Annotated in this window: 27 protein-coding genes; 15 read left to right on the top strand and 12 right to left on the bottom strand. The window is 31.2% G+C overall.

Features of this window, described 5'->3' with window-relative positions; translation table 11 throughout:
* Window position 1 precedes the first annotated feature (1 nt).
* Genes LPB136_RS09125 through LPB136_RS09115 form a run of 3 tightly spaced genes read left to right on the top strand, consistent with a single transcriptional unit; the run spans window position 2 to window position 2,308 of the window.
* Complete coding sequence (locus tag LPB136_RS09125) at window positions 2-532, top strand: CIA30 family protein (protein WP_072556023.1); 531 nt, start codon at window positions 2-4, stop codon at window positions 530-532.
* A 14-nt stretch (window positions 533-546) separates the two neighbouring features.
* Window positions 547-1,032, top strand: a complete 486-nt coding sequence (locus LPB136_RS09120) for an SRPBCC family protein (protein ID WP_072556022.1) — start codon at window positions 547-549, stop codon at window positions 1,030-1,032.
* Window positions 1,022-2,308 carry a cryptochrome/photolyase family protein gene (locus LPB136_RS09115; RefSeq protein ID WP_072556021.1) on the top strand — a complete coding sequence of 429 codons (1,287 nt, stop codon included), beginning with the start codon at window positions 1,022-1,024 and terminating at the stop codon, window positions 2,306-2,308. The genes LPB136_RS09120 and LPB136_RS09115 overlap by 11 nt, the downstream gene beginning before the upstream one ends.
* Before the next feature lie 58 nt (window positions 2,309-2,366).
* On the opposite strand, the gene alaS is transcribed toward LPB136_RS09115, so the two are convergent.
* Window positions 2,367-4,985 carry an alanine--tRNA ligase gene (alaS, locus tag LPB136_RS09110; RefSeq protein ID WP_072556020.1) on the bottom strand — a complete coding sequence of 873 codons (2,619 nt, stop codon included), beginning with the start codon at window positions 4,983-4,985 and terminating at the stop codon, window positions 2,367-2,369.
* A 129-nt stretch (window positions 4,986-5,114) separates the two neighbouring features.
* On the opposite strand from alaS, the gene LPB136_RS09105 reads away from it, so the two are divergent.
* The 12 genes from LPB136_RS09105 to LPB136_RS09050 all read left to right on the top strand — a co-directional run bounded on the left by LPB136_RS09105 (window position 5,115) and on the right by LPB136_RS09050 (window position 15,823).
* Window positions 5,115-6,083: a M23 family metallopeptidase gene (locus tag LPB136_RS09105; protein WP_072556019.1), complete on the top strand. Its 969-nt coding sequence runs from the start codon at window positions 5,115-5,117 to the stop codon at window positions 6,081-6,083.
* A gap of 115 nt (window positions 6,084-6,198) precedes the next feature.
* Window positions 6,199-6,528 carry a MerR family transcriptional regulator gene (locus LPB136_RS09100; protein WP_072556018.1) on the top strand — a complete coding sequence of 110 codons (330 nt, stop codon included), beginning with the start codon at window positions 6,199-6,201 and terminating at the stop codon, window positions 6,526-6,528.
* Between the two features lie 102 nt (window positions 6,529-6,630).
* Window positions 6,631-8,445: an acyl-CoA dehydrogenase gene (locus LPB136_RS09095; protein WP_072556017.1), complete on the top strand. Its 1,815-nt coding sequence runs from the start codon at window positions 6,631-6,633 to the stop codon at window positions 8,443-8,445.
* On the top strand, window positions 8,445-9,218 hold the full coding sequence (locus LPB136_RS09090) for an SDR family NAD(P)-dependent oxidoreductase (protein WP_072556016.1): 774 nt from the start codon (window positions 8,445-8,447) through the stop codon (window positions 9,216-9,218). Before LPB136_RS09095 ends, LPB136_RS09090 begins: the two co-directional genes overlap by 1 nt.
* Window positions 9,219-9,297: 79 nt before the next feature.
* On the top strand, window positions 9,298-10,515 hold the full coding sequence (locus LPB136_RS09085) for an acyl-CoA dehydrogenase family protein (RefSeq protein ID WP_072556015.1): 1,218 nt from the start codon (window positions 9,298-9,300) through the stop codon (window positions 10,513-10,515).
* Window positions 10,515-11,573, top strand: a complete 1,059-nt coding sequence (locus LPB136_RS09080) for a phosphotransferase family protein (protein ID WP_072556014.1) — start codon at window positions 10,515-10,517, stop codon at window positions 11,571-11,573. The genes LPB136_RS09085 and LPB136_RS09080 overlap by 1 nt, the downstream gene beginning before the upstream one ends.
* A gap of 129 nt (window positions 11,574-11,702) precedes the next feature.
* On the top strand, window positions 11,703-12,086 hold the full coding sequence (locus tag LPB136_RS09075) for a hypothetical protein (protein ID WP_072556013.1): 384 nt from the start codon (window positions 11,703-11,705) through the stop codon (window positions 12,084-12,086).
* Between the two features lie 177 nt (window positions 12,087-12,263).
* Window positions 12,264-13,016, top strand: a complete 753-nt coding sequence (locus tag LPB136_RS09070; protein WP_072556012.1) for an SDR family NAD(P)-dependent oxidoreductase — start codon at window positions 12,264-12,266, stop codon at window positions 13,014-13,016.
* Between the two features lie 66 nt (window positions 13,017-13,082).
* Window positions 13,083-13,694 (top strand): LemA family protein, encoded by a 612-nt coding sequence (locus tag LPB136_RS09065; RefSeq protein ID WP_072556011.1) that lies wholly within the window; start codon window positions 13,083-13,085, stop codon window positions 13,692-13,694.
* Window positions 13,695-13,696: 2 nt separating this feature from the next.
* The gene (locus LPB136_RS09060; RefSeq protein ID WP_072556010.1) at window positions 13,697-14,134 is read left to right on the top strand and encodes a TPM domain-containing protein; all 438 of its coding nucleotides are present in this window, start codon (window positions 13,697-13,699) and stop codon (window positions 14,132-14,134) included.
* Between the two features lies 1 nt (window position 14,135).
* On the top strand, window positions 14,136-14,960 hold the full coding sequence (locus LPB136_RS09055; protein ID WP_158009628.1) for a TPM domain-containing protein: 825 nt from the start codon (window positions 14,136-14,138) through the stop codon (window positions 14,958-14,960).
* Window positions 14,961-14,971: 11 nt separating this feature from the next.
* The gene (locus LPB136_RS09050; protein WP_072556958.1) at window positions 14,972-15,823 is read left to right on the top strand and encodes a hypothetical protein; all 852 of its coding nucleotides are present in this window, start codon (window positions 14,972-14,974) and stop codon (window positions 15,821-15,823) included.
* A gap of 1 nt (window position 15,824) precedes the next feature.
* On the opposite strand, the gene LPB136_RS09045 is transcribed toward LPB136_RS09050, so the two are convergent.
* The 11 genes from LPB136_RS09045 to msrB form a co-directional block, all read right to left on the bottom strand.
* Window positions 15,825-16,205 (bottom strand): DUF423 domain-containing protein, encoded by a 381-nt coding sequence (locus LPB136_RS09045; protein WP_072556008.1) that lies wholly within the window; start codon window positions 16,203-16,205, stop codon window positions 15,825-15,827.
* 2 nt (window positions 16,206-16,207) lie between these two features.
* On the bottom strand, window positions 16,208-19,885 hold the full coding sequence (locus LPB136_RS09040; RefSeq protein WP_072556007.1) for a metallophosphoesterase: 3,678 nt from the start codon (window positions 19,883-19,885) through the stop codon (window positions 16,208-16,210).
* Between the two features lie 63 nt (window positions 19,886-19,948).
* Window positions 19,949-20,521, bottom strand: a complete 573-nt coding sequence (locus tag LPB136_RS09035; protein ID WP_072556006.1) for a nucleotidyltransferase family protein — start codon at window positions 20,519-20,521, stop codon at window positions 19,949-19,951.
* A 1-nt stretch (window position 20,522) separates the two neighbouring features.
* Window positions 20,523-21,533, bottom strand: coding sequence for an XdhC family protein (locus tag LPB136_RS09030; RefSeq protein WP_072556005.1), 1,011 nt, complete (start codon window positions 21,531-21,533; stop codon window positions 20,523-20,525).
* Window positions 21,534-21,558: 25 nt separating this feature from the next.
* Window positions 21,559-23,124, bottom strand: a complete 1,566-nt coding sequence (locus LPB136_RS09025) for a protein adenylyltransferase SelO (protein ID WP_072556004.1) — start codon at window positions 23,122-23,124, stop codon at window positions 21,559-21,561.
* Between the two features lie 24 nt (window positions 23,125-23,148).
* Window positions 23,149-23,415: a hypothetical protein gene (locus LPB136_RS09020; protein ID WP_072556003.1), complete on the bottom strand. Its 267-nt coding sequence runs from the start codon at window positions 23,413-23,415 to the stop codon at window positions 23,149-23,151.
* A gap of 11 nt (window positions 23,416-23,426) precedes the next feature.
* Complete coding sequence (locus tag LPB136_RS09015) at window positions 23,427-24,650, bottom strand: bifunctional alpha/beta hydrolase/OsmC family protein (RefSeq protein WP_072556002.1); 1,224 nt, start codon at window positions 24,648-24,650, stop codon at window positions 23,427-23,429.
* Window position 24,651: 1 nt separating this feature from the next.
* Complete coding sequence (locus LPB136_RS09010) at window positions 24,652-25,161, bottom strand: peptide-methionine (S)-S-oxide reductase (RefSeq protein WP_072556001.1); 510 nt, start codon at window positions 25,159-25,161, stop codon at window positions 24,652-24,654.
* Window positions 25,140-25,379 (bottom strand): glutaredoxin family protein, encoded by a 240-nt coding sequence (locus LPB136_RS09005; RefSeq protein WP_072556000.1) that lies wholly within the window; start codon window positions 25,377-25,379, stop codon window positions 25,140-25,142. The genes LPB136_RS09010 and LPB136_RS09005 overlap by 22 nt, the downstream gene beginning before the upstream one ends.
* A 1-nt stretch (window position 25,380) precedes the next feature.
* Window positions 25,381-25,920, bottom strand: a complete 540-nt coding sequence (gene msrA, locus LPB136_RS09000) for a peptide-methionine (S)-S-oxide reductase MsrA (RefSeq protein ID WP_072555999.1) — start codon at window positions 25,918-25,920, stop codon at window positions 25,381-25,383.
* Window positions 25,910-26,371, bottom strand: coding sequence for a peptide-methionine (R)-S-oxide reductase MsrB (gene msrB, locus LPB136_RS08995; protein ID WP_072555998.1), 462 nt, complete (start codon window positions 26,369-26,371; stop codon window positions 25,910-25,912). The genes msrA and msrB overlap by 11 nt, the downstream gene beginning before the upstream one ends.
* Between the last annotated feature and the right edge of the window lie 100 nt (window positions 26,372-26,471).

Here is a 26,471-nt window from a genome sequence, read left to right as displayed (position 1 = left end):
AATGAAAACGCTCTTACATCTTTTACTAATTACTTTTTTTACTTCAGAAATAATGGTCTTTAATTTTAATAAAAACGCAGATATAAATAAGTGGTTAATTACCAATGATGATGTTATGGGTGGTTTATCTACTTCTAAAATGACACTCAATACTGAAGGAAATGGTGTTTTTTCAGGAACTGTTTCTTTAGATAATAATGGAGGGTTTGCTATGACACGGTTGCCAGTTGACCTAATGATTGATGACAAAAAATCTAAAATTGTTATCAAGTTAAAAGGTGATGGTAAAATGTATCAATTTAGAATAAAATCAAGTAAAAATCAACGTTATTGGTATATTCAAACATTTCAAACAACAACATCTTGGCAAACAATAGAATTACCTTTAAACAGTTTTTTTCCTTCTTTTAGAGGAAATAAATTAAATAAAGATAACTTTTCATCAAACACAATTAAAGAAATTGCCATTTTAGTAGGTAATAAAAAGAACGAAGCGTTTAAATTAGAAATAGAAAAAATAGTACTTAAATAAGCAGATTTTTATAGATGATAAACTTTAAAAAACATTCCGGTATTTATACGTTAAAAACCCAACAAGAACTAAATATATCGATAGAAAAAGCTTGGGATTATTTTTCGTCCCCAGAAAATTTAGCAAAAATAACGCCACCCAAAATGGGATTTAATATCACTTCACAAGTAGATAAAAAAGCCTATCAAGGACAAATAATTACTTATAAAGTATCTCCAATTCCATTTATTAAAACAAATTGGGTTACAGAAATAACTCAAGTTAAAGAACAAGCTTTTTTTATAGATGAACAACGTTTTGGGCCTTATAAAATGTGGCATCATGAGCATTGGTTTGAAGAATTAACGAACGGGAATACATTAATGAAAGATAAAATATCGTATAAAATTCCGTTTGGGTTTTTAGGACATTTAGCACAAAGTGTATTTATTAAAAAACAATTAAACACTATTTTTAATTATAGATTTATAACATTAGAAAAACTATTTAATGGCAAATAAAGTTTCTGTTTTTTGGTATCGTAGAGATTTACGTTTAGAAGATAATGTAGCATTGTTTAATGCGTTAAAATCCAGCAATAAAGTACTGCCTGTTTTTATTTTTGACGAAGAAATTTTAGATAGATTATCAAAAGATGATGCACGAGTTTCTTTTATTTATTCAACTTTGTCAAAGCTAGATGGGCAATTAAAAAGTGAAGGTTCGTCGTTATTGGTTAAAAAAGGAAATCCAATAGAGGTCTGGAAAAGTTTAATTTCTGAATTTGATATTTCAGCTGTTTATACAAATAAAGATTATGAACCGTATGCTATAAAAAGAGATCAAGAAGTTAAAGCGTTTTTAACTTCAAACAATATTGAATTCTATAGTTATAAAGATCAAGTTATTTTTGAAGAAAATGAAGTAACCAAAAATGACGGATTGCCATACACTGTTTATACACCTTATAAAAACAAGTGGTTACAAGGTTTTAATAGTGAGATTGATACCAAAGAATATCCTATAAATTTTTCAAGTTTTCATCAATTTTCTGTAGATTTTCCTTCATTACAATCAATAGGTTTTGAAGAGAGTGTTATAAAAGTAAAGCCGTACAATTTATTGAACTTAGAAAATTACGATGAAATTAGAGATTACCCTTTTCAAGATAAAACATCGTATTTATCACCTTATTTCCGCTTTGGATTAGTAAGTGTTCGTAAAATGGTTCAATTTGCGTTAAAAACAAATGCTACTTTTTTAAATGAATTAATTTGGCGTGAATTTTTCATGCAAATTCTATTTCATTTTCCGAAAGTAGTTACCAATAATTTTCGCCAAAAATATGATGCAATTCCTTGGAGAAATAATGAAGCTGAATTTAAAAAATGGTGCAAAGGAGAAACAGGTTATCCAATGGTAGATGCAGGTATGCGAGAGCTTAATAAAACTGGTTATATGCACAATCGTGTACGTATGATTACCGCAGGATTTTTATGTAAACATTTATTAATTGATTGGCGTTGGGGCGAAGCTTATTTTGCAGAAAAGTTATTAGATTATGAGCTATCGGCTAATAACGGAAATTGGCAATGGGCAGCAGGAACAGGATGTGATGCTGCTCCATATTTTAGAGTTTTTAATCCAGAATCTCAATTAAAAAAGTTCGACAAAGATTTACAATATATTAGAAAGTGGATTTTAGATTTTGATGAATTAACCTATCCACAACCAATGGTAGAACATAAGTTTGCTAGAGAAAGGGCTATTTCTACCTATAAAAAGGCGTTGCAATAAAAAAAGGCTCAAAGAAATAAATCTTTGAGCCTTTGTAGCTTTTACACTTTGTAGTTTTTTAAACTAAATAATCTTTAGCGCGTTCTAATACTTTTGGAATTCCGCCAGGATTTTTACCACCTGCAGTTGCAAAGAAAGATTGTCCACCACCACCACCGTGAATAGCTTTCCCTAATTCTCTAACAACTTGACCAGCATCATAACCACGTTCTGTTGTTAATTCTTTAGAAATATAACAAGTTAACATTGCTTTTTGTGGAGAGTCTGAAGTAGCAAAGAATAAAAATAAATTTTTATATTCTTGTCCAAGTTCAAACATTAAGTTTTTAATACTATTCTGATCTAAATCTATTTTTTTTGATAAAAATCGAACCCCATTTATTTCTTGGAGTTGATTCTTAATTTCAATTTTCATGTTATTTGCCTTGTCCTTTAATAACGATTCAATTTGCTTTTGTAAAGAAACATTCTCATCTTGAAGTTTCTGGACAGCTTTTATAGGATCTTTTGTATTATTCAATAGTCCTTTTACTTCATGTAAAGCTTTGTTGTTTTCAGTATAAAAATCTTTTACAGCATCGTTTGTGATTGCCTCAATTCTTCTAATTCCTGAAGCAACTGCGCCTTCAGATTTAATTTTAAAATGCCATATGTCTCCCGTGTTTTGTACGTGAGTTCCTCCACATAATTCAATAGATTGCCCAAACCTTACTGTTCTAACTGAATCTCCATATTTCTCACCAAACAATGCCATTGCACCTTCTTCAATTGCCTTTTCCATGGGTACACTTCTATTTTCTTCAAACGGGAGTTTTCCTTCAATTCTTCTGTTTACAAAATTTTCTACTTCTGTTAATTGCTCTGAAGTTACTTTAGAAAAATGAGAAAAATCGAATCGTAAATATTTAGAATGAACAGCAGAGCCTTTTTGCTCTACATGTTCACCTAAAACTTCTCTTAATGCTTGGTGTAATAAGTGCGTTGCAGTATGGTTGCATTCTGTTCTGTATCGTTGTTTTGCATCAACTACTACTTTTAATACTTCGTCTTTATGTTTAGGTAAGTTTTTTGCAAAATGAATAATTACATTATTCTCCTTTTTTGTATCTAATATATAAACTACATCACCATGCTCATCTTCCAAATACCCTTTATCACCAACTTGACCACCGCCTTCTGGATAAAATGGAGTTATATTAAAAACAAGTTGATACATTTCACCATCTTTTTTAGAAACAACTTTACGATAGCGCGTAATTTTTACATGCGCTTCTAAAGTATCATATCCAATAAATTCTTCAACTTCATCATGATGTAAGATTGTCCAATCATCAGATTTAACTTGAGATGCTTGTTTTCCTCTTTCTTTTTGCTCTTTAAGTTTTTGGTTAAATTCTTCGCTATTATACGTATAACCTTTTTCACGAAGAATTAAATCCGTTAAATCTTCAGGAAAACCATACGTATCTTTAAGTTCGAAAACTTTTTCTCCTGAAATTTCTTTTGAATCTGTCTTAGAAATAATTTTATCTAATAATAGTAGTCCTTGATCTAAAGTCCTTAAAAAAGAAGTTTCTTCTTCTTTTATTACGTTTTCTATAAGTTGTTTTTGTGCTTTTAACTCTGGGAAAGCTGTTCCCATTTTTTTGCTTAAAACATCAACTAATCGATATATAAAAGGTTCTTTTTTATTTAAGAATGTAAATCCGTAACGAACGGCACGTCGTAAAATTCTTCTAATTACATAACCAGCACCATTATTACTTGGTAATTGACCATCTGCAATAGAAAATGCTACAGCTCTTACGTGATCTGAAATTACACGAATTGCAATATCAGTTTTTTCACCTTTATTGTATTCAGTATTAGTAATTGTTTCAATTTCACGAATAATTGGTGTAAAAACATCAGTGTCATAATTAGATTTTACATCTTGTAAAACCATACACAAACGCTCAAAACCCATTCCTGTATCAATATGTTTATTTGGTAAGCCTTCTAAAGAACCGTTTGCTTTACGGTTGTATTGCATAAAAACTAAGTTCCAAATTTCTACAACCTGCGGATGATCTTCATTTACTAAAGTTTTACCATCTACTTTTGCTTTTTCTTCAGGAGTTCTAATATCTATATGAATTTCTGAACACGGTCCACAAGGTCCTTGTTCTCCCATTTCCCAGAAATTATCTTTCTTATTTCCCATAAGAATTCTGTCTTCCGGAATTAATTCTTTCCAAAGATCATACGCTTCTTGATCCATTTTTAGATTGTCAGCATCATCGCTTCCTTCAAAAACAGTAACGTATAAAATATCTTTATCTATACCGTAAACTTCAGTCAATAATTCCCAAGCCCAAGCAATAGCTTCTTTTTTAAAGTAATCTCCAAAAGACCAGTTTCCTAACATTTCAAAAAGCGTATGATGATAGGTGTCATAACCAACTTCTTCTAAATCGTTATGTTTACCAGAAACACGTAAACACTTTTGAGAATCTGAAATTCTATTATTTTTTGGAGTTCCATTTCCTAAGAAATATTCCTTAAAAGGCGCCATTCCAGAATTTACAAACATTAATGTTGGATCATCTTTAGTAACCATTGGTGCTGATGGTACTATTAAGTGCGATTTTTCTTTAAAAAAGTCTAAAAATTTTGCTCTTACTTCTTGAGATTTCATACAGTAAAACTGTTAAATTATCATTAAAAAACAACTAAAAAAAAGTAGTTGTAAAACATTTTGTAAATTTGTGAGTTTCCATTTTGGACGTACCAAATAGAAAACCACAAAAATAGCATAATTAGCTGTATGGCAAAAGTAAAATATTATTACGACGCAGAAACGCTTTCTTATCGTAAAATTGAAGTAAAAAAAAGCGTACTTTATAGAAAAACCATTTTTGGTTTCATGGCAGTTTTATTAATTGCTTTCTTCGGTTTTATTGGCTTTAGTCAATTCTTAATGTCACCAAATGAGCGTGCACAAAAGCATGAGTTAGATAATTTAATGCTCCAATATCAAGTTTTAAATAAGCGAATGGAAGAAAGTTCTAACGTTTTAGGACAGTTACAAGAAAGAGATAATAATATTTATAGAACTTATTTTGAAGCAAATCCAATACCAGAAGAACAACGTAAAGCAGGTTTTGGTGGAGTTAACAGATATAAACATCTTGAAGGTTTTGATAATTCTACAATGATTAAAGAATTGACTAAAAATGTAGATGTTTTGTCTAAACAGTTAGTGGTGCAGTCTAAATCTTTAGATGAAATTGTACAATTAGCTAAGGAAAAAGAAAAAATGTTAGCCTCTATTCCAGCAATTCAACCTGTAAAAAAAGAAGACTTAACTCGTATGGCATCAGGTTTTGGAATGAGAATGCATCCTATTTTAAAATACCCTAAAATGCATAATGGAATGGATTTTACAGCTCCAACAGGTACTCCAATTTACGCATCAGGAAATGGTAAAGTTATTCATGCAAAAAGAAGTTCAACTTTTGGTAAAGTTGTATATATAGATCATGGTTATGGTTATACTACCATTTATGCTCACATGAGTAAAATAAAAGCAAGAAAAGGTCAAAAAGTAAAAAGAGGAGATTTAATTGGTTATGTTGGTAATACAGGAAGATCTGTTTCTGCTCATTTACATTATGAAATCCATAAAGATAATAGACCCTTAAATCCTATTTATTATTATTATGGAGATTTAACTCCTGAAGAGTTTTTGGCTATGCAAAAAGCTGCTGAAGAAGAAGGCCAATCTTACGATTAATTTTTGAGTTTATAGACGAGAAATAAGAAATTTGGTGAGTTTAATTTATTCTTATGTATTCACTTTACTTTTTTTCATTTTTGAATACTGAATACTGAATACTGAATACTGAATAATGCATATAAATTTACCTGAAAAGAGATATTATAAAATTGGCGAAGTAGCCAAAGCTTTTGATGTAAACACATCGCATATTCGTTTTTGGGAAAAAGAGTTTGACATTATCAAACCAAAAAAGAATGCAAAGGGTAATCGACTGTTTACTAAAGAAGATGTAGAAAACTTCAAATTAATCTACAATTTAGTTAAAGAACGTGGTTTTACATTAGAAGGAGCAAAACAAAAGCTCAAGAAAAATCCTGAAACTGTTGTAAATAATCACGAAATTATTAGCAGATTAGAATCTGTAAAGGCAGAACTTCAGAAGATTAAAGACCAACTTTAATTTTACTTTCTTTTTAAAAAATCATCTTACATTTTAATTTATTATGCACGCATAATATTTTTCGTTATATTTGAGAACTAATCAAATTTAAAACTAAATATTATGCCAAAGAAGTATGTAGATCTCGAAACACTTAAATACATACTTTATGATATCCACAATTTAGAAAATTTACTTACAGCAGAAAGGTTTCAAGATCACGATATGGAATCTTTAAATCTTTTTATAGATTCTGTAAAAGAGTTTTCAGACAGAGAATTGTATCCATATTTTAAAGAAATGGATGAAAATCCTGCGTATCATAAAGACGGAACTGTAATTGTGCACAAACAAGTGGGCACAATGATGAAACAATCTGGTGAAATGGGCATTATTTCGGCCTGTTTTAACTATGAAGATGGAGGGTTGCAGATGCCTTTTTCGGCACTACAAGCTGCAGTTTATATTATGGATGCAGCTAACAATCATTTACCTGGTTATCCAAGTTTAACACAAGGTTCAGCAGAATTAATTACCGAATTTGGAACCGAAGAATTAAAGAAAACCTACGTACCAAATATGCTCTCTGGAGTTTGGGGAGGAACCATGTGTTTAACAGAGCCGCAAGCGGGAAGTTCACTTTCGGATATAACAACAAAAGCAACTCCAACTGAAGAAGGTTTCTATAAAATAAGCGGGCAAAAAATATTTATTTCTGGTGGAGATCATCAATACGCAGATAATTTTGTGCATTTGGTTTTGGCAAGAATAGAAGGTGCGCCAAAAGGAACCAAAGGAATTTCTCTTTTTGTAGTTCCTAAAAATAGATTAAAAGAAGACGGAACATTAGAATATAATGATGTAATGACAGTTGCCGATTTTCAAAAAATGGGACAAAAAGGTTATTGTACCACACATTTAGGTTTTGGAGATTCAGATGATTGTAGAGGTTGGCTTGTTGGTGAAGAACACAAAGGTTTAAATCAAATGTTTTTAATGATGAATGGCGCAAGAATTGCTGTTGGTCGTGGTGCTGCAGCAATTACTATGGCAGCTTATAGAGCATCGTTACAATATGCAAATGAAAGACCTCAAGGAAGAAAGTTAACTGCGGATGGAAAGAAAAATCCGACCGAAAAACAGAGTCTAATTATTGAACATCCTGATGTTAGAAGAATGTTGTTGTTGCAAAAAGCAATTGCAGAAGGTTCTTTAAGTTTGGTGTTTTTAGCATCAAAATATCACGATATTATTCATTCAACTTCTTCAAAAGAAGAGAAAGAAAAATACAATTTGTTGTTAGAAATGATAATTCCAATTGTAAAAACGTTTCCTTCGGAAGCTGGAGCAGAATCGGTAGATAATGGCTTGCAAGTACTTGGTGGTTACGGATTTTGTACAGACTTTTCTTTGCAACAATATTATAGAGATATTAGAATTTCTGCTTTGTATGAAGGTACAACCGGAATTCAATCACAAGATTTGTTAGGCAGAAAAGTGCCAATGCAAAACGGAAAAGGATTAGAGTTGTTGGTTGCTGAAATTATGCAAACAATTCAGTTGGCTTCTAAAGATGATGACTTAAAAAAGTATGCTGCTATTTTAGGAGAAAAATTACAGCTTTCACAAAAAGTATTGGGTCATTTAATGCCTTTTGCCATGAAAGGAAACTACGAGCGTTATTTAGCAGATGCCAATTTATTTATGGAGTATATGAGTATTATTACTTTAGGTTGGTTGTGGTTAGAAATGGCTGTTGATGCTAAAAGTGAATTAAATAATCCTAATAAAAAATATTCAGAAACATTTTATGAAAGTAAAATTCATACGATGAAATTCTACTTTAAATATGAGGTTCCAAAAACAAATTCGTTAGCAGAATCTTTAATGAATAATGAAGAAATAACCATCAAAAAAGACAAAGAATACATTTTATAATGAATATAAAAGAACAATTTAATTTAGAAGGAAAAGTAGCTATTATAACAGGTTCCAGTAAAGGAATTGGAAAGGCAATTGCCAAAGGTTTAGCAGAAAACGGAGCACAAGTTGTAATTTCAAGTAGAAATCAAGAAGCCTGCGATGAAGTTGCAAAAGAATTTACAAACGAAGGTTTAAAAGCAATCGGAATTGCCTGTCATATTGGTAAAGAAGATCAGCGTAAAAATTTAGTAGAAAAAACAGTTGAAGCTTTTGGACGCATAGATATCTTGGTAAATAATGCAGCAATAAATCCAGTTTTTGGACCTATTGAAGATGTAGATCCTGCAATTTTTGATAAAATTATGGATGTAAATGTAAAAGCGCCTTGGTCTTTATCTAACTTGGTGTTACCACATTTTAAAGCGAATAAAAACGGAAGCATCATTAATATTGCATCTGTAGAATCTTTAACTCCAGGTTTCGGATTGGGAATTTACAGCACAAGTAAAGCAGCAATTTTAATGCTGACTAAAAATCAAGCAAAAGAATGGGGACAACACGGTGTAAAAGCCAATGCAATTTGTCCAGGTTTGATTAAAACAAAATTCAGTGCAGCCTTATGGCAAAACGAAAAAATATTAGGTAAGATTGAAAAGTCTTTGCCAAGTGCAAGAATGGGAATGCCAGAAGAAATGGTTGGTTTGGCTTGTTTATTAGCTTCTGATGCAGGAAATTATATGACAGGAGGAGTTTACACTGCTGATGGTGGTTATATGATTGCTGGATAAACAATTAACATTTAACAATAATAAATTATCAATTTTTCATTTTTTTATAATTGATAACTGATAAAAGAACATTGAATAGATGAACTTCGAATACTCACAAAAATCAAAAGATTTACAGCAAAAGTTAAGAGCTTTTATTGATGAACATATTGTTCCTATTGAAGAAGAATTTATTGCTTTTCAAAGTAATAAAGACAATATGTGGAAGCGTTTTCCGAAGACAGAAACGTTAAAACAAAAAGCCAAAGAAGCTGGTTTGTGGAATTTATTTCTACCAAAAGATTATGGAGATTTAAGTCCAGGTTTAACCAATTTAGAATATGCGCCACTTGCTGAAATAATGGGCGAGAAAATCTGGATTTCAGAAATTTTTAATTGTTCAGCTCCAGATACAGGTAATATGGAAGTCTTGGCAAAATACGGAAATGAAGCCCAGAAAAAACAATGGTTAGAACCATTAATGAACGGAGAAATTCGTTCTGCTTTTTTAATGACAGAACCACAAGTTGCTTCTTCAGATGCTACAAATATTGAAACATCCATAGTTTTAGATGGCGATGAATATGTAATTAACGGAAGAAAATGGTGGTCTTCTGGCGCAATGGATCCGCATTGTAAAGTTGCCATTATTATGGGGAAAACCGATGTAAATGCGCACAGGCATCAACAACAAAGTATGGTGTTGGTTCCTATGAATACTGAGGGTTTAGAAATTATTCGTCCACTTTCTGTAATGGGTTATTACGATTCTCCTGAAGGTCACGCAGAAATTCAGTTAACAAATGTTCGTGTTCCGAAGGAAAACTTAATTTTAGGTGAAGGTAGAGGTTTCGAAATTGCCCAAGGTCGTTTAGGTCCTGGTAGAATTCATCATTGTATGCGTTTGGTTGGTATGGCGCAATATGCGTTAGAAACAATGTCTAAAAGAACGTTGGAAAGAGAAACTTTTGGTAAAAAGTTTTACGATTATAGTAGCATTCGTCATGAAATTGCAAAATCGCAATGCGAAATTGAACAAGCACGTTTGTTAACACTTTCTGCAGCCGATAAAATGGATAAGTTAGGAAATAAAGAAGCTAAAGATATTATTGCTATGATAAAAATTGTTGCACCCAATATGGCACTGAATGTTATCGATAGAGCGATGCAAATTTTAGGTGGAAAAGGTGTTGGTCCAGATACGTATTTACCGCATTATTTTGCCATTGCAAGAATGTTGCGTTTAGCAGATGGACCCGATGAAGTACATATGTATCAATTAGGAAAAAGTTGTATTAAGAAATACGGAAGTAAGTAATGAGTAACCAAAAAGTAAGAAAAGGCGAAGAGTTAAATGAAGTTTTATTGAAGAAATACCTTCAAGAAAATGAATTGATAAATTCAGTTGAAAGTTATTTGTTTGTCAATCAATTTACACACGGTTATTCTAACTTGACGTATTTACTTCAGATTGAAAATAAAGAATATGTGTTGAGAAAACCACCAGTTGGCGCCATTAAACGCGGTCACGATATGAGTCGTGAATTTAAAGTACAAAGTGGTGTAAGCAAAGCGTTTTCAAAAGTTCCTAAAATGTATAGTTTTTGTGAAGACGAAGCTGTTTTAGGAAGCGATTTCTACATTATGGAAAAAGTAGAAGGCATCATTTTAAACTATAAAGAAGCGAAACAAAGAAATATTTCGCAAGCGGAATATAAAATGATTGCAAACTCTTGGTTAGATACGTTGGTAGAATTACATAATGTAGATTATAAATCGGTTGGTTTAACAGATTTAGGAAGACCTGAAGGATATGTAGAAAGACAAGTTATCAATTGGGGAAAGCAATATGTAAAAGCAAAAACAGACGAGTATCCAGAAGCAGAAATGGTAATGAAATGGATGCAAGAGAATCAGCCAACAGCATACAATCATTGCTTGATTCATAATGATTTTAAGTACGATAATGTTGTTTTTAAAGATAATTCTTGGAAAGAAGTTTCAGCGGTTTTAGATTGGGAAATGGCAACGTTGGGAGATCCGTTAATGGATTTAGGAACTTCACTCGGTTATTGGACAATTGCCACAGATAATGATTTTGTGAAACAAGGAATTCCGTCGCCAACAATTTTTGAAGGAAACCCAATTAGAAGTGAAATAGCTCAAATGTATGCTGAAAAATCAGGAAGGAATGTAGATAATTTGGTGTTTTATTATGTCTTCGGATTATTTAAAATTGCGGTAATTGCGCAACAAATTTACTATCGATATAAAAAAGGTTGGACCACAGATCCACGTTTTGCTAATTTGAATAAAGCAGCCGAATTATGCTGTAAATTGGCTCTAAAATCGATAAAAACCAACAAAATTGATTAAAAAGAATCACGAACTGTCAGTTCGAGTGATTTTGAGGAACGAAAAAATTGTATCGAGAACACGCTAAAACTTCTCGATACAAAATTCTTGAAAAAAGAATTTCACTCGAAGTGACAATACTGAAGAAATATGGAAGAAAATCATCAAAATATAAATAAAGAAGGTTTAGCTGTTTTGTCAACTTTTGATGAAAGCACACCTGTTTTTATGCTTAATTATTTAAATTATAAAGAACAAGTTTCTTCCACAGGAAAAACAGGAAAAGAAACCTATAAAGAATATATGAAAGCTGCCTTTCCTTTTTTTCAAAAGATAGAAGCAGAAATCATTTTTAAAGGAAAACCAATGACAACAATAATTGGTCCTTCAGAAGAAAAATTATGGGATGAAGTTCTCATTGTAAAATATGCTAACAAAAACGAATTTTTTAAGTTGATGCAATTCAAAGAGTATCCAAGAGAATTAAGAGCATCCGCATTATCAGATTCAAGATTAATATGTTGTAAATTATAATATGACATCATAATTATTTTAACAAGACGGATTTGCGTTAGGGATTGAAACGGCATCCTTTTACTGTCAGTTCGAGTGAATTTTTGAAGAATGAAAAAAATTTGTATCGAGAACAAAGTAAAAGATATAGTGTAAAGCCCGACCTTTTTAGGAACGCCCAAATTAAAATTTAATAATATGGAAGTAAAAGATAAAATTGTAATAGTTACTGGAGCAGGTTCTGGAATTGGAAGAGCAACAGCAATTCATTTTGCAAAATTTGGAGCAACCGTTGTAGTTTCTGACATCAATACCGAAAGCGCTCAAAAAGTAGTTGATGAAATAATTTCAAACAAAGGAAAAGCAATCGTTAATAAATGTAATGTTGCAAAGTTTGAAGAGGTAGAAAACCTAGTAAATTCTACAGTAAATGAGTTTGGGAAGTTAGATGTAATAGTAAATAACGCAGGAATTGGTCCTAATTTATTAAGAACTCATGAGTCTAGATTAAAAGATTGGGATGCGGTAATTGCTGTGAATCAAACAGGGGTTTTTTATTGTATGAAGGTTGCATTACAACAATTTTTAGAGCAAGGTTATGGTAATATTGTAAATATTGCTTCTTTGGCAGGTTTAAAAGCGTCACCCAATAATATTAGTTACAGTGCAAGTAAATTTGCAGTTGTTGGTATGACAAAGTCTGCGGCGATGGAATATGCTACTAAAAACATTAGAGTAAATGCCGTTTGTCCTGGTTATACGGAATCGGCTTTATTAAATCAGTTAATTGGAGCAAAGCCAGAAATGGATGCCATTCTTAAAAGTGTAATTCCGATGAAGCGTTATGGAAAAGCAGAAGAAATTGCAGATGCAGTTGTTTGGTTGGCTTCCGATAATACACGCTTTATTACGGGGCAAACCATTACGTTAGACGGCGGAACATCGCTTTAAAAACTCGAATTTATTGCGTATTATTGTAAAACAAAAAATCAATCAAAAATTAAATATTTAGAAATTATGAAAAAATGGTTAGTACCCGTAATAATTCTTGCAGTTATTGCTTTCGCACTTTATAATTGGGGAGTTGGATTTAATAATGACGCTGTAGTTTTACAAGAAGACGCAAAAACTACATGGTCTAATGTAGAAAGCTCTTATCAACGTAGAAACGATTTAATAGGAAACTTAGTAAAAACAGTACAAGGAGCTGCAGATTTTGAAAAAGAAACATTAACAGATGTAATTAATGCAAGAGCAAAAGCTACATCAGTAAATATTAATGCTGGAGATTTAACACCAGAAAAAATGGCTCAATTTCAACAAGCGCAACAAGGTATGAGTGGAGCGTTATCAAAATTATTAGTTTCTGTTGAACGTTACCCTGAATTAAAAGCAAATGCTAACTTTTTAGAGTTGCAGAGCCAGTTAGAAGGTACAGAAAACAGAATTAATGTAGCAAGAGACCGTTTTAATGAAGGTGTAAATAAATATAATAAGCATATAAAAGTATTTCCTGGTTCTTTATTAGCAGGTTTATTTAATTTCGATGAAATGACTCGTTATAAAGCGGATGCTGGTTCTGAAAATGCTCCAGATGTTGATTTTGACTTCAGTAAAAAAGACAAATAAGAATGTCTAAAGTAGAAGATTTTCTATCTATAGAAGAAGAACAGGAAATTGTTTCTGCAATTAGACAAGCAGAAAGAAATACTTCTGGCGAAATTAGAGTGCATATCGAAAGAAAAACCGATAAAGCGCACTTTGAAAGAGCGTTAGAAGTATTTCACATGCTTAAAATGTTCAATACCCAACTAGAAAACGCAGTGTTGATTTACGTTGCCGTAGATGACCATAAGTTTGTTATTTATGGTGATAAAGGTATTGATGCAGTTGTACCTAAAAACTTTTGGGAAACAACAAAAAACACCATGCAAAATCATTTTAAAAACGGAAATTTTAAACAAGGAATTGTTGACGGTGTGTTAAGTGCTGGTAAAGAATTACAAGCTCATTTTCCTTGGAGTATTAAAGATGAAGATGAATTATCTAATGAAATTTCTAAGAACTAAAATGAGTTTTAAAAAAACTACATATTTACTTTTCTTAATTGGGCTTTTGTTTGCTCAAAACTTAATTGCGCAAGGATTTCAGATTCCTGAAAAACCTAAAAAAAATACAGATCAAACAAGTGTTTATGATTACGTAAACTTACTTTCTCCAAGTGAAAAGAAATCATTAGAAAATAAGTTGATTAAGTATTCTGATTCTACTTCTACACAAATTGTAGTAGCCATTATTAAATCTACTGAAGGTGAAAATATTGCTTATTTAGCAGCAAATTGGGGAGAAAAATGGGGAATTGGTCAAGAAAATGAAGACAATGGTATTTTAATGTTATTGGCAGAAGATGACAGAAAAATTACAATTGCTACAGGAAAAGGAACAGAACATTTAATGACGGATTACACTTCACGTCAAATAATAGAACGTGTTATTTTACCAGAATTTAGAAATGGAAGTTATTACAGAGGTCTAGACAAAGGTTCTGATTCAGTTTTTAAAGTAATGAATGGCGAGTATCAAGGAACTCGACAACAAAATTCTGATGGTAGTATTTTACCGTTTATTCTTTTTATAATTTTTATTGTCATTATTTTCATTTTAATTTCAAGAGGAAATAAAGGAAACGGCAATGGAAATAGAAGAAGCTATAGAAGAGATGGAAATACAAGAAGTATACTAGAAACTATTATTTTAAGTAACTCAGGTAGAAGTTCAGGTGGTTTCGGCGGCTTTGGCGGTTCTTCTGGCGGAGGAAGTTTTGGAGGCGGCGGCTTTGGCGGTGGTTTCGGAGGCGGAAGTTTTGGTGGAGGTGGAGCAACTGGTGGTTGGTAAACGTATCTATCATGAAAAATTATATACTTCTCTTTTCTTTTTTAACATTATTAAGTTGTCAAAACTATGGTAAACTTACTGTAGTTGCTGATTTGCCAAAAACTTTGAGTGAAGTTTCTGGAACAGAAGTTACACCAAATTCCGACTTAATTTGGATGCTTAACGATGGTGGAAATAAACCACGTTTATATGGGATTTCTTCTAAAGGGAAAATTGAGAAAGAACTTAAAATTCAAGCTAAAAATCACGATTGGGAAGATTTAACTTCGGATAAAGATGGTAATCTTTATATTGGAGATTTTGGAAATAACGATAGTAAAAGACAAAATTTAGCTATTTTAAAAGTTAAGAATCAAGATTTAGTTTCAAAAAGTGAAATAGAGATTGAAAGAATTCGATTTTATTATCCTGAACAAACTAAATTTCCCGCAAAGAAAAAAAATAGATTTTTTGACTCTGAATCACTACTTTATTGGAATAATAATCTATATGTTTTTACTAAAAGCCGTGTAAAAAATCACTATGGAAAAACAAGCTTGTATAGAGTTCCTGCTAAAAAAGGAAATTATAAAGCTGAGTTTATTTCAACTTTTGAAAACGATTGTAACGATTTATCTTGTTGGATAACATCTGCAGCAATTTCTCCTGACGGAGAAAAAGTAGTGTTGCTTACATCCAAATCGGTTTTGTTGTTTACAAATTTTAAAGGAGATGATTTTTTAAGTGGAACTGTGAAAAAACTACCTTTAGAACATACTTCTCAAAAAGAAAGCATCACTTTTAAAGACAAAAACACTTTATATATTTCTGACGAAAAAGCACATGGAGCAGGTGGCTTTTTATATGAGTTTTCTTTGAATTAAACTAGACTATAAATTTATAAGCTAAAAGTGCCCAGCCGCAAACTAAAAACAAACCTCCAAGAGGTGTAATTGGTCCTAGAAATTTTAGTTTCTTATTTTTTGCGGATGAAATTACCAAACCGTAAATTGAAAAAGAAAATAGTAATATTCCTATAATAAACGAATAAATAATGTACTTGTCTAAGCTAATATTTGGGTTTAATTGAAAACCTAAAACTAGTAAAACAATTGCATGATACATTTGATATTTTACGCCAGTTTCAAAAGAATTTAATTGCTCTTCAGATAATATTTTCTTTAAAGCATGTGCTCCAAAAGCACCAAATGTTACTGCTAACAATCCAAAGATAGCACCAATAGCTATTATAGTTTCTTGTGTCATATTTAAAATTTAAAACCTAAGCCTACAGCAAGTCGCATTCCATCTTCACTCTGAAAGGCAGCTATATTTGCACCTAACATGTTTGCTGCATTAAAGAAAACTCCAGCTCCATATGAAGTATTAAAACTTGTTGAAGGTAAAGAAGGTGTTCCCCAAACTTTACCATAATCGAAACCTCCATAAATTCCGACGTTTAATGGAACTAAACTCGTTTTAATTGTGCTTAAAAGTAAACGAACATCTGATGTATGATAAAAGGAATTCTTTCCAGTAAAACGTTGATTCCTATATCCTCTTAAGCCATGTTTATTCCCTCCAATACTTGCAGCTTGATAAAACTCATAACCGCTTCCAAATGTAAAATGAGAATGTAATTTAGTTGCGAAAACTAATTTTCCGCTATCCGAAAGTTTTTGATTAAATGAAATTGAAGGAATTAAATAACTAAAACTATTAGCGTTTTGCAAGTTTGCTGTGTAACCAACTTTTAGTTCGGTTTTCATTCCGTTTGTTGTAAAAGCAGGATTGTCTGTATTTTCAAACTCGTAACTGGCCTCTGTATTTAGAAAGTTTTGATTGCTAAAAATAGGGTTATTTGCATTGAATTGTGTGTTAATAAATCTATCAGGAGTGTTTTCTACTTTATAATTTTGGTAATTAGCGCCAATTTTAATTTTTGCTCCTAAATCTCCTTTCCAGTTTAAAGATGTACCTGCTGTTAATTTCTTTATTTTTACTCTATTAAAATCTAAGTTAGATTCTTCTTTATCGGCTTCAGGATTTAAACTACTATTTCCTAGTCCAAAGTAATTTATCGCAAAATTTGGACTTGTAAAATGTGCTTCTATTCCTAAATTCCATTTACCAATAACGTTTGCAAATTCACTTGAGTAATCTAATTCAAAACCATTAGTTGCAAAATAAAAGGCTCCAGATAGAATGTGTTGTGAAGTATATGGATTTCTTTCAAATTTATTAATCGTTAAAACATTTACTAACCCTAATTTTATTCCATCGTCTGGATTAAACCATATTGATGGATTTATAATGTTTAAACTATTAGGTATTTTTTTATAATTATAAACATTTGTTTCATAATCATCAGTTAGTTTGATGCTTCCGTTATTATTTGTAAAAGTGTTTTTCTTTGATTTTTGATCATAAATTTTCACCTTTTTGCCATTTTGAATAGTGTAGGTATCATTGTTTTGACCACCAATAATTCTGATTTTTATAAGGTCTTTAGCTTCTCCTTTTACAATAAAAGTATCATCATCATCCAAACCGTAAATCCAAATTTCTTTGGTTTTTGAAGTGCTATAAGTTCTTTGATGAAAAATAGTTGATTTTTCACCCTTTTTAATTCGATACCCGGTAACTTTTGTTTGCCCGTTTGGTAATCTTTCAATATCAAACCAATCATCTTTATTAGTTCCTTTTATTACTTGGTATTCATTCAAATGATTATAATAAGAATCAGATATTTTCTGTAAATTTCTTCTACGTCCTTGTAGTTTTCGTTTAATTTCTGATATCGTTTCATCTTTAACTTCATCAGGAAAAAGAGAAAAAGCATCATCAATAATTTCATCAGTAATTTTTGATGTGATTAATTTAACTTGAGCATCCCAATGTTGTTTATCAGACTTAATTAAAGACATGTCCAATGCGTTTGGTGATAAATTAAACCATTTTGGACTTTTTAATTCTTCACTATACGCTCTCATTCCTCTTAAAGTAGGTACATTATTAGTAGCAAAACCTAACAAAGCACCGTCTCCCATTATAGAAAACGCCTGATCTCTATCTCTTGGAATTGGTCTGTAAATTGTTTGTTTACCCTCTTTAAAAACGGCCCATCTCCACTGATCTTCATGTCTATCAAAGTCACCAATTAACATATCAAACAAACGTGCTTTTATGTAAGATCCTTCATCTATAACATGGTTTTCACTCTTAGTTAAATTCTTTAATAAATCGTCTGTACTAATTACTTCGTCAGCAAAACCAAAACTAGCTTTATCTCCATGTCCAGATGCGGCACGTTCTTCAATCATATACAATTCATCTCCAAATTCTGAGTTAAAGTGCCCCAAACTATTTTGCTTAGGAATGTAATATAAAACAGGATTTGTATGATAAACACCAATGGCATCAGATAATTTACCTATTGTAAATGGAGCGTAAGGATGTGATCCTGTAAAAACATCCATTAATAAACCCTCAGTTTTTGTATTATCAAATTGTCCTTCTATATATTGATCTTTAAAAGCAACTGCTTGTAGATATTGAACTGCATTTTTACGCAAAGCTCGCATAACATATTCGCGCCCTTTTTTATCTTTTAATCTCAAAGATTTAGATTGATGTCCGCCACCTTTTCTAACAGGTTTTAATCCGCCAAAAAGTGTATCTAAATCTACTGTTGGTGCACTTACTTCTGTCCCAAAATATTTTCTGTAACGTTCTCCCCAGAAATAACGATAAAGGCCATTTTTGGTTACTTCTTCTTTAGTATAAATTGAAGCTTTCTTTTCTGTAATTTTATTTTTAGGAAATGTATTGAAAACTTTTTTCTCATTTGGAGGTAAAACTTCAGTTTGATATACAATTTTATCATCTTTTACAGTATGAAAACTAACAGATGAAGATCCATCTTTATAAACATCTAATTTGGCAAAACCTTGAGCTGCATAGGTAAATTTTGCGCCTCCAGATAATTTTGTAGCCATTGTTTTAGAGCCAGAACCACTTATTATTTGTGGTAAATTATCTTGAACTATGTATTGTAAATTATGATCGTGACCAGACACAAAAATTGTTTTATCGTTTTCTTGAGAAATAGTAACTAAATGTTTTTTTAGCGCATTGTACTTTTTATTTTGAATATCGGTATTTGTTATTCCTGAAGATTTTCTAATTAAGTTTTTAAGTGTTCCTAAAACAGGTGTAGGTTTCATATGGCTTGCAAAAGAATATTTTCCTCCATGAGAACCATTTGTAAACATTGGATGATGCATTGCAATAATGGTAGTTTTTCCCCTACTTTTTTTAATTAAACCTTCAAATTCATCAAAAAACTTTGTTCTTGTTTTTATCTCACAATTGTCATTTATTGTTGGATGATTGTCCCAATTTGTTAAATACCAATGTGTGTCAACAATTATTAAAACAATATCTTTAGAGATGTTAACCTTCTCTAAAGGACAACCGTTTTGAGGTAAAAAAGATTTTTTCCCTAATACTTCTTCTACTAATCTTTCTTCACGTTTTAAGCCATCTAAACCGTTATACCAATCGTGATTTCCAGGAATAAATATTGATTGTCCTTTAAAATCTTTAGCAACATCTGTTTGCGCTTCTATTCTTCTTTTTGCTAAAGCATAATTTTCATTATTCTTATTTGGAATTCCAGTTTCATAAACATTATCACCTAAAAAAAGCAACGTAGCATTTTCGGAAGTATTTTCAGTTTTACGTTTTAAATAGTTTAAAGCGGGTGAGTTTTTAGTTAAAGTTGAGTTGCCAGCATCTCCAATTAAATAAAAAGAATGTTCTATTTCTTTGTTGTTAGCGTTGACTTTGTTTAGTTTATTTTCTGAATATTGAGGTTTGTAAGTTGCGCAATTTGTAACGAATATAAAAAGAATAAGGAATATAAAAGTTCTAGTTAACCTCATGGATTTAGTTTAGTTGATTCTGCTAATTTAATTTTTTTAGAATAAATGGAAAAAAGACACTGTTTATAGCTTTTTATAATCCTCTTTTGTGTCAATGTCAATTAGGTTAGAGGATTCTATTGAAATTAATTTTGAAGACATTTTTATTAATAGATTCTTAGCTCCTTTATCTCCTTTTAAATCTAATAACTCTAAAAAATAGCTCTTCGGAAAAATTGCAGGAACACCAATATTTTTCCCATAATTAGATGCTATTATTTTAGAAGGATTTTTTATTGATATTTTTAGTAATTCATTTAAAAATACGGGAGTTATTTTAGGTTGATCTGCCAACATAATTAAAACAGTATCAAAATTTTTAGGAAAAATATGATGAATTCCTGCAACAATACTTGAACTTAATCCTTCTTTAAAATTTGGATTTAAAATAGTTTCAACTTGCTGTTTTTCGATAGATTTTTTTATGATTTCAGCTTTATGTCCTAAAACACAAAAGACTTCGTTTGCTGTAGTTTTTTGTGCAGTTTCAATTGCAAAACCTAACAAAGTTGTGTTTTTATAAGGTAGTAATTGTTTTGTAGCTTTCATTCTTGTAGAACTTCCGGCCGCTAAAATAAGTATTGCTGTTTTTTGCATTTTAACTATGAATTCTTCCTGTGATTTTCTTTAAAGAAAACACTTCTTTTTTTCTAACTACGGATAATATTTCAGCTAATATTGATAAAGCAATTTCTTCTGGCGTTTCTGCTCCAATATTTAAACCTGCAGGCGTGTGAATTTTTTCTAAGAATTCGTCAGAGATATCGGGAGCAATATCAAATAACTCATTTAATAGTTTTTCTCGTCTTTTAGCGGCTCCTAAAATTCCAATATAAACTGGATTTTCATTTTGTAGAGTTGTTAAATAACGTAAATCATACGTGAAATTATGATTCATGATTACTATTGCTGTATGCTTATTTATGTTATTCAACTCAAGAATTTCAGGAGTTTGTGCGGTTACAGAAGTTGCTCCAGGAAAATCAGTTAATTCTTTAGGGTCTTTTATAGAAGTTATTACTTCTACTTGCCAACCTAATTGAATTGCTTGAGCGCAGAGCTTTACAGCATCGTGTTCTCCTCCAATAATTAGAAGTTTAAAAAGTGGTTGTAAGGTTTGAGAAAAAACTTCATTTTTTGTATTTATTTTCCCTTCTGAAAAAGTAAATTTTGCTCCATTTTCAAATTGAATTATTGAGCCAAAATCACCGAAAACTTCATCTTCTTTTTGGTAGTAAGATTCAATAATAAATGATTTTCTCTCTGATATGTTTTTTGAAAACTCGGTAAATAAATCATCAGAAATAAAAAAAGGTTCTAATAAAATATATAAAACGCCTTCGCAACCTAATCTGTAGCGACCATCATACGTTATAATTTTTGCTTTTTTGTCTTTAAAAACAGTTTGTGCTCTGCGTTGTATTTCTTTTTCTACACAACCACCACTAACCGCACCAACCATTTTATCATCAGAAGACAATAACATTCTAACTCCTGGCTTTCTGTAAGAAGAACCGTCTAAGTTTACTACAGTTACCAATACGTTATTCAAACCTTTTTTTTGGTTGATTAACGCTTGCTGTAAAATATTTATAAACTCGTGAGTCATGATTTCTAAAGTACAATAAATTATATTAAGAGCTACAACTTAGCATTGAACAACCAACTTTATTACGTGCCCATTCTGGTCTTTTTGCAAACCATTTTTCATTTTTTGGTTGTTCTGAATATGGGTTTTTAAGCATTTGATATAACTCATCAATTAACTTATAATCTCCTTTGTCTGCATCGTCAATTGCTAATTGTGCCATGTAATTTCGCAATACATATTTAGGATTTACCAAATCCATTTTTATTTTTCTTTCTGTATTAGAAAAAATCTCTCTTTGCAACCTTTGTAGATATCGTTTAAACCAATCTTGCCAATAATCTTTAATTTCGCCTCTAACTTCATCTAAAACATAAAAAGCATTTGTTACTTTTTTAAATGCTGAATCAACGTCATCGTTTGCTGATACATTGGCTAAATTTCTAAAGAAAATTGTCATGTCCGTTTCAGTAAGTTGCAAGGTTTCTTCTAAACGACCAATAAGTTCAGAGTCGCTTTCTTCCGAAGAAAATAAACCGATTTTTTCTTGCAACATTTTTAAGTATTTCTCCTTAAAAATAGCATGATAATCGTTTAGGATTTCCTGTAAAGGATCAACTTCTTCAATTAAAGGATACAAGGCATTTGCTAATTTCAGTAAATTCCAAATCCCAATATTTGGCTGATTTTCAAATCGATATCGTTTGTTTTGAATATCTGTTGTATTTGGTGTCCAACCTAAATCGTAACCTTCTAACCAACCATAAGGTCCATAATCTATGGTTAAACCCAAAATAGACATGTTGTCGGTATTCATAACTCCGTGCACAAAACCAACTCGTTGCCAATGCACAATCATGTCAATGGTTTTGTTTCTAACTTCGGTTAAAAAATCAAGATATTTTTGTTTTCCTTCGGAAGAAATTCCCGGATAAAAATGTTTAATTGTATAATCTGTAAGTTGTTTTAAAGTTTCAATATCTTGTCTTGAAGCAAGAATTTCAAAATTTCCAAAACGGATAAAACTCGGTGCTAAACGAGAAACTATTGCGCCTTTTTCGTACGCAGGATTTCCGTTGTACATAACATCTCGCAAAACTTCACTTCCAGATAAACTTAAACTTAAAGCACGCGTAGTTGGAACGCCTAAATGAAACATTGCTTCACTACATAAATATTCTCTAACAGAAGAGCGTAAAACAGCTAAACCGTCTGCAGTTCTTGAATATGGCGTTTCACCAGCGCCCTTTAACTGAATTGCCCAACGTTTATTATTGTGTACAATTTCTGTTAGGTTTATAGCTCTTCCATCACCTAATTGTCCAGCCCAATTACCAAATTGATGTCCGCCATAACACATTGCAAATGGCTGCGTATTTTCTAAGATTTCATTTCCTGTAAAAACGTTTAGAAAATCATCTGATTTTGCATCTTCAGAAGTTAAACCTATAGTTTCTAACATTTCTTTAGAAACATGTACTAAGCTAGGCTTTGCTGTTTTTGTTGGTGTAACAAAAGAATAGCAAGAGTTTACAACTTGCCTGCGTGAATTTTCTAAAATTGTATCTGCAGGTAGCTCTTTATTAAAAGTATCTTGAATATTTAACTTCATTTTGTTAAGGTAGTTAGATGGCTTTTATTTGTGTGATATTTTACAGGTTTCACAAATTAAAACGTCGTCTTTTAAGGTGATTTTGTCTAGTTTTTGTGCTACTTCATTTATAAAACTAGTATATAGGTTGTTGTCAGGTGTAATATTGTTGGCTTTTATTTTTTTGTAAAAATCACCTTCCCATTCTTGTTTTCCCCAACAATTAGGGCAAACTCCTTCTGGAGCTTTGCTAGTTGTTTGGTTGTTTGCTTTTTTACTGAAATAACTTTTTAAATTTTCTATTAAATTCATGTTTTAAAATTTTAGTTTTCTAGGATTGATGTATCAAAAATAACTTTACTTGCTAAAGTTTTATGCACTGGGCATTTAGAAGCAATTTCTTTTAACCGTTGTTTTTGCTTGTCGTCTAAATTACCAACAAATTTTAATTTTTTAGTTATAAAATCTAAATAAGTAGGTTTGTTAACTTGAACTTCTAGATCATCACTATGTTTTTTAGAGTGAGAAACATAAACAAATACCTCTTGTAAATCCCATTTTTTGCGTTCTGCATATAGCTTTAATGTCATTGCTGTACAGGCAATTAAACCTGCATTTAAATATTCATAAGGAGAAGGTCCAAAATCATCACCGCCAACAGATGTTGGTTCGTCTGCAATCATAAAATGATTTTTAGTTTGAATTGATGTGGTAAAATTATCTTCGAGTAGGTTTAAATGACCAACAATTTGTTCTCCTTTTGTGGTTAACATTTGGTTTTCTTTTGGCTCAAAATAACGTTCTGCCCAAGCTCCAATAACGTTTCCAACATAAATACTATCCTTAGCATTAGATAATAAATGATCTGTATTATCTAACGTTACAAAACTTTTTGGATGATGTGCATTGTGATAAATTTGTTCGGCATTTTTAATTCCAACAATAGTATCTGTTGGAGAATGAAGAATTAATAAAGGTTTTCTAAGATTCTTTACAACTGAAGGTAAATCTGTTTTATCAAAATTTTCAACAAAATCATTATTTATTTTAAATGGTCTTCCTCCAATATTAACTTCAACTTCTCCTTTGGATTTTATGTCTTCTATTCCGTGAGAAAATAAATGTTTTACATGACTAACAGTTGCTGGTGCGCCAACAGTTGCAACAGCTTTTACGGTATTAAGTTTAGCTGCTGCGGAAATAACTGCAGCGCCTCCTAAAGAATGTCCAACTAATAAAGTTGGCGCCTCATAATTAGATTCCATGTAATTACTTACTGCAATTAAATCATCAACATTTGCAGAAAAATGGCTTTCAGCAAATTCTCCTTCACTTCTTCCTAAGCCAGTAAAATCAAAACGAATGACTCCAAAACCGTAATTGGTTAGTGTCCTACTAATATTTTTTACAGCACCTAAAGAACTAGAACATGTAAAACAATGTGCAAAAATTGCATAGTAATTAGGTTTTTGATTTGCTGGTAATTCTAAAAATGCATTTAATTGCTGATTTTTTGAATTTGAAATAGTAAGTTTTGTGCTTTTCATTTTATAGATGATTTTGGTGTTCTGTTTTTAATTGTTTAGAAAATCGTTCTTGTAACAATTGTAATTTTGGATTGATGAATTTTTCGCAAAAAGGTTTCTTAGGGTTTGTGTAATAATAATTTTTAAATTGCTTTTCGGATGGCTTAAATTCTTTGAAATCTAATATTTGTGTAATGATTTCTACAGCTGATTTTGACTTAAAATAACGCATAACTTCTTCAATTAGCAGTTTTTGTGTGTCTGAAAATGTATAAATAGCTGATCTGTATTTTTTACGCATAGAATGGTTACTTGTGCTTTTATGTGTTAGTAAATGCACTTCAACTAAAGTTTTTAAAGAAATTTTTTCAGAATTAAAATGTACAACAACTGCTTCTGAAAATGTACTATTCTCATTAATAGATGCTACAAAACCTTGTGCTACTTCTTTAACACCTTTTAAGGATTGAAAGACAGCTTCTGTACACCAATGGCAACCACCGCCAAATGCTATTTTAGTTTCTTTATCCACTTTTCTAACTCTTTATCTGTTGGATTTCTTAGCTTTTTCTGATTAATAGTAATTGTAGGGAAATTTAGCTTTCTATTTTCATATAGATTACGTAATTCTTCTGCAAACTCATTATTTTTTTCTACATCTAAAAACGCGTAATCTAAATTACGCGTTTTTAAAAATGTTTGATAATATTGTGTTTTATGACAGCGTTGTGCTCCAAATAACTTTATCATTTTACTTTAATTTATCTGCATGTAGTTTTCTCAGTTTTGCCAACTTTGGTTCAATTACAAAACTACAATACCCTTGTTGTGTATTTTCTCTATAATAATTTTGATGCTCTTTTGTAGCTTTATAAAATATTGGTAAAGGACTTAATTCAGTTACAATTGTATCGTTATAATACGGTTGAATTTGTTTTAAAACCTCTTGTGCTATTTTTTGCTGAACTTCATTCTGATAAAAAATCACTGAACGATATTGTGTTCCTCTATCCGCACCTTGTTGGTTCAACGTTGTTGGATCATGAGTTGTCATAAAAATGACCAAAATATCTTCAAATGAAATTATATTTGAATCAAAAGTAATTTCAATTACTTCTGCATGACCTGTTAAACCAGAACAAATTTCTCTGTAAGTTGGTTCTCCAGGAACATTTCCTCCAGCATAACCAGAAACTACTTTCTCTACACCTTTTACTTCTTGAAATACAGCTTCTGTGCACCAAAAACAACCTCCGCCTAAAGTGGCAATTTGTAAATTATTAGTTGTCATTTTCTGCTCCTTTCTCTAGTTGCATAGATTCTGAATTAATACAATAACGTAATCCGCTTGGTTCTGGTCCATCAGGAAAAATGTGTCCTAAATGTGCGTCGCAAGTATTGCAAAGCACTTCTACACGTACCATTCCAAGAGTAATATCCTTATGATACTTAATTGCGTTTTCTTCAATTGGTTGTGTAAAACTAGGCCAGCCAGAACTAGATTCAAATTTAATTGTAGAATCAAATAGAGGGGTTTTGCAACAAACGCAATTATATTTACCTTCTTCGTAAATTGAACAGAGTTCGCCAGAAAAAGGTCTTTCAGTTCCTTTTAAACGTGTTACTCTAAACTGTTCTGGAGTTAGTAATTCTTTCCATTCATTTTCCGTTTTTTCAACTCTTTTTGTTGGAGTCGGGTTTCCATTTACAGTAAAATTAATAATGTTTTTCCAAGTAAGCATAATAAATTTCGTTATTTTAAGTTATTAAAAATATGAAAATTTTGAGCAAAAAATATAGTACAATCTCAATAATTATTGAAACGGTACTATTTAATTTTTC

The organism is Tenacibaculum todarodis (genome assembly GCF_001889045.1).
Classification (GTDB): domain Bacteria; phylum Bacteroidota; class Bacteroidia; order Flavobacteriales; family Flavobacteriaceae; genus Polaribacter; species Polaribacter todarodis.
Note: the sequence above shows the minus strand (reverse complement) of the source record. Positions and strands in the feature narration are given on the sequence as shown.

What these genes read in the sequence shown, in the direction of transcription:
- LPB136_RS09125 (WP_072556023.1), top strand. Translation starts at nt 2, where the DNA reads ATGAAAACGCTCTTACATCTTTTACTAATTACTTTTTTTACTTCAGAA.
- LPB136_RS09120 (WP_072556022.1), top strand. Translation starts at nt 547, where the DNA reads ATGATAAACTTTAAAAAACATTCCGGTATTTATACGTTAAAAACCCAA.
- LPB136_RS09115 (WP_072556021.1), top strand. Translation starts at nt 1,022, where the DNA reads ATGGCAAATAAAGTTTCTGTTTTTTGGTATCGTAGAGATTTACGTTTA.
- alaS (WP_072556020.1), bottom strand. Translation starts at nt 4,985, where the DNA reads ATGAAATCTCAAGAAGTAAGAGCAAAATTTTTAGACTTTTTTAAAGAA.
- LPB136_RS09105 (WP_072556019.1), top strand. Translation starts at nt 5,115, where the DNA reads ATGGCAAAAGTAAAATATTATTACGACGCAGAAACGCTTTCTTATCGT.
- LPB136_RS09100 (WP_072556018.1), top strand. Translation starts at nt 6,199, where the DNA reads ATGCATATAAATTTACCTGAAAAGAGATATTATAAAATTGGCGAAGTA.
- LPB136_RS09095 (WP_072556017.1), top strand. Translation starts at nt 6,631, where the DNA reads ATGCCAAAGAAGTATGTAGATCTCGAAACACTTAAATACATACTTTAT.
- LPB136_RS09090 (WP_072556016.1), top strand. Translation starts at nt 8,445, where the DNA reads ATGAATATAAAAGAACAATTTAATTTAGAAGGAAAAGTAGCTATTATA.
- LPB136_RS09085 (WP_072556015.1), top strand. Translation starts at nt 9,298, where the DNA reads ATGAACTTCGAATACTCACAAAAATCAAAAGATTTACAGCAAAAGTTA.
- LPB136_RS09080 (WP_072556014.1), top strand. Translation starts at nt 10,515, where the DNA reads ATGAGTAACCAAAAAGTAAGAAAAGGCGAAGAGTTAAATGAAGTTTTA.
- LPB136_RS09075 (WP_072556013.1), top strand. Translation starts at nt 11,703, where the DNA reads ATGGAAGAAAATCATCAAAATATAAATAAAGAAGGTTTAGCTGTTTTG.
- LPB136_RS09070 (WP_072556012.1), top strand. Translation starts at nt 12,264, where the DNA reads ATGGAAGTAAAAGATAAAATTGTAATAGTTACTGGAGCAGGTTCTGGA.
- LPB136_RS09065 (WP_072556011.1), top strand. Translation starts at nt 13,083, where the DNA reads ATGAAAAAATGGTTAGTACCCGTAATAATTCTTGCAGTTATTGCTTTC.
- LPB136_RS09060 (WP_072556010.1), top strand. Translation starts at nt 13,697, where the DNA reads ATGTCTAAAGTAGAAGATTTTCTATCTATAGAAGAAGAACAGGAAATT.
- LPB136_RS09055 (WP_158009628.1), top strand. Translation starts at nt 14,136, where the DNA reads ATGAGTTTTAAAAAAACTACATATTTACTTTTCTTAATTGGGCTTTTG.
- LPB136_RS09050 (WP_072556958.1), top strand. Translation starts at nt 14,972, where the DNA reads ATGAAAAATTATATACTTCTCTTTTCTTTTTTAACATTATTAAGTTGT.
- LPB136_RS09045 (WP_072556008.1), bottom strand. Translation starts at nt 16,205, where the DNA reads ATGACACAAGAAACTATAATAGCTATTGGTGCTATCTTTGGATTGTTA.
- LPB136_RS09040 (WP_072556007.1), bottom strand. Translation starts at nt 19,885, where the DNA reads ATGAGGTTAACTAGAACTTTTATATTCCTTATTCTTTTTATATTCGTT.
- LPB136_RS09035 (WP_072556006.1), bottom strand. Translation starts at nt 20,521, where the DNA reads ATGCAAAAAACAGCAATACTTATTTTAGCGGCCGGAAGTTCTACAAGA.
- LPB136_RS09030 (WP_072556005.1), bottom strand. Translation starts at nt 21,533, where the DNA reads ATGACTCACGAGTTTATAAATATTTTACAGCAAGCGTTAATCAACCAA.
- LPB136_RS09025 (WP_072556004.1), bottom strand. Translation starts at nt 23,124, where the DNA reads ATGAAGTTAAATATTCAAGATACTTTTAATAAAGAGCTACCTGCAGAT.
- LPB136_RS09020 (WP_072556003.1), bottom strand. Translation starts at nt 23,415, where the DNA reads ATGAATTTAATAGAAAATTTAAAAAGTTATTTCAGTAAAAAAGCAAAC.
- LPB136_RS09015 (WP_072556002.1), bottom strand. Translation starts at nt 24,650, where the DNA reads ATGAAAAGCACAAAACTTACTATTTCAAATTCAAAAAATCAGCAATTA.
- LPB136_RS09005 (WP_072556000.1), bottom strand. Translation starts at nt 25,379, where the DNA reads ATGATAAAGTTATTTGGAGCACAACGCTGTCATAAAACACAATATTAT.
- msrA (WP_072555999.1), bottom strand. Translation starts at nt 25,920, where the DNA reads ATGACAACTAATAATTTACAAATTGCCACTTTAGGCGGAGGTTGTTTT.
- msrB (WP_072555998.1), bottom strand. Translation starts at nt 26,371, where the DNA reads ATGCTTACTTGGAAAAACATTATTAATTTTACTGTAAATGGAAACCCG.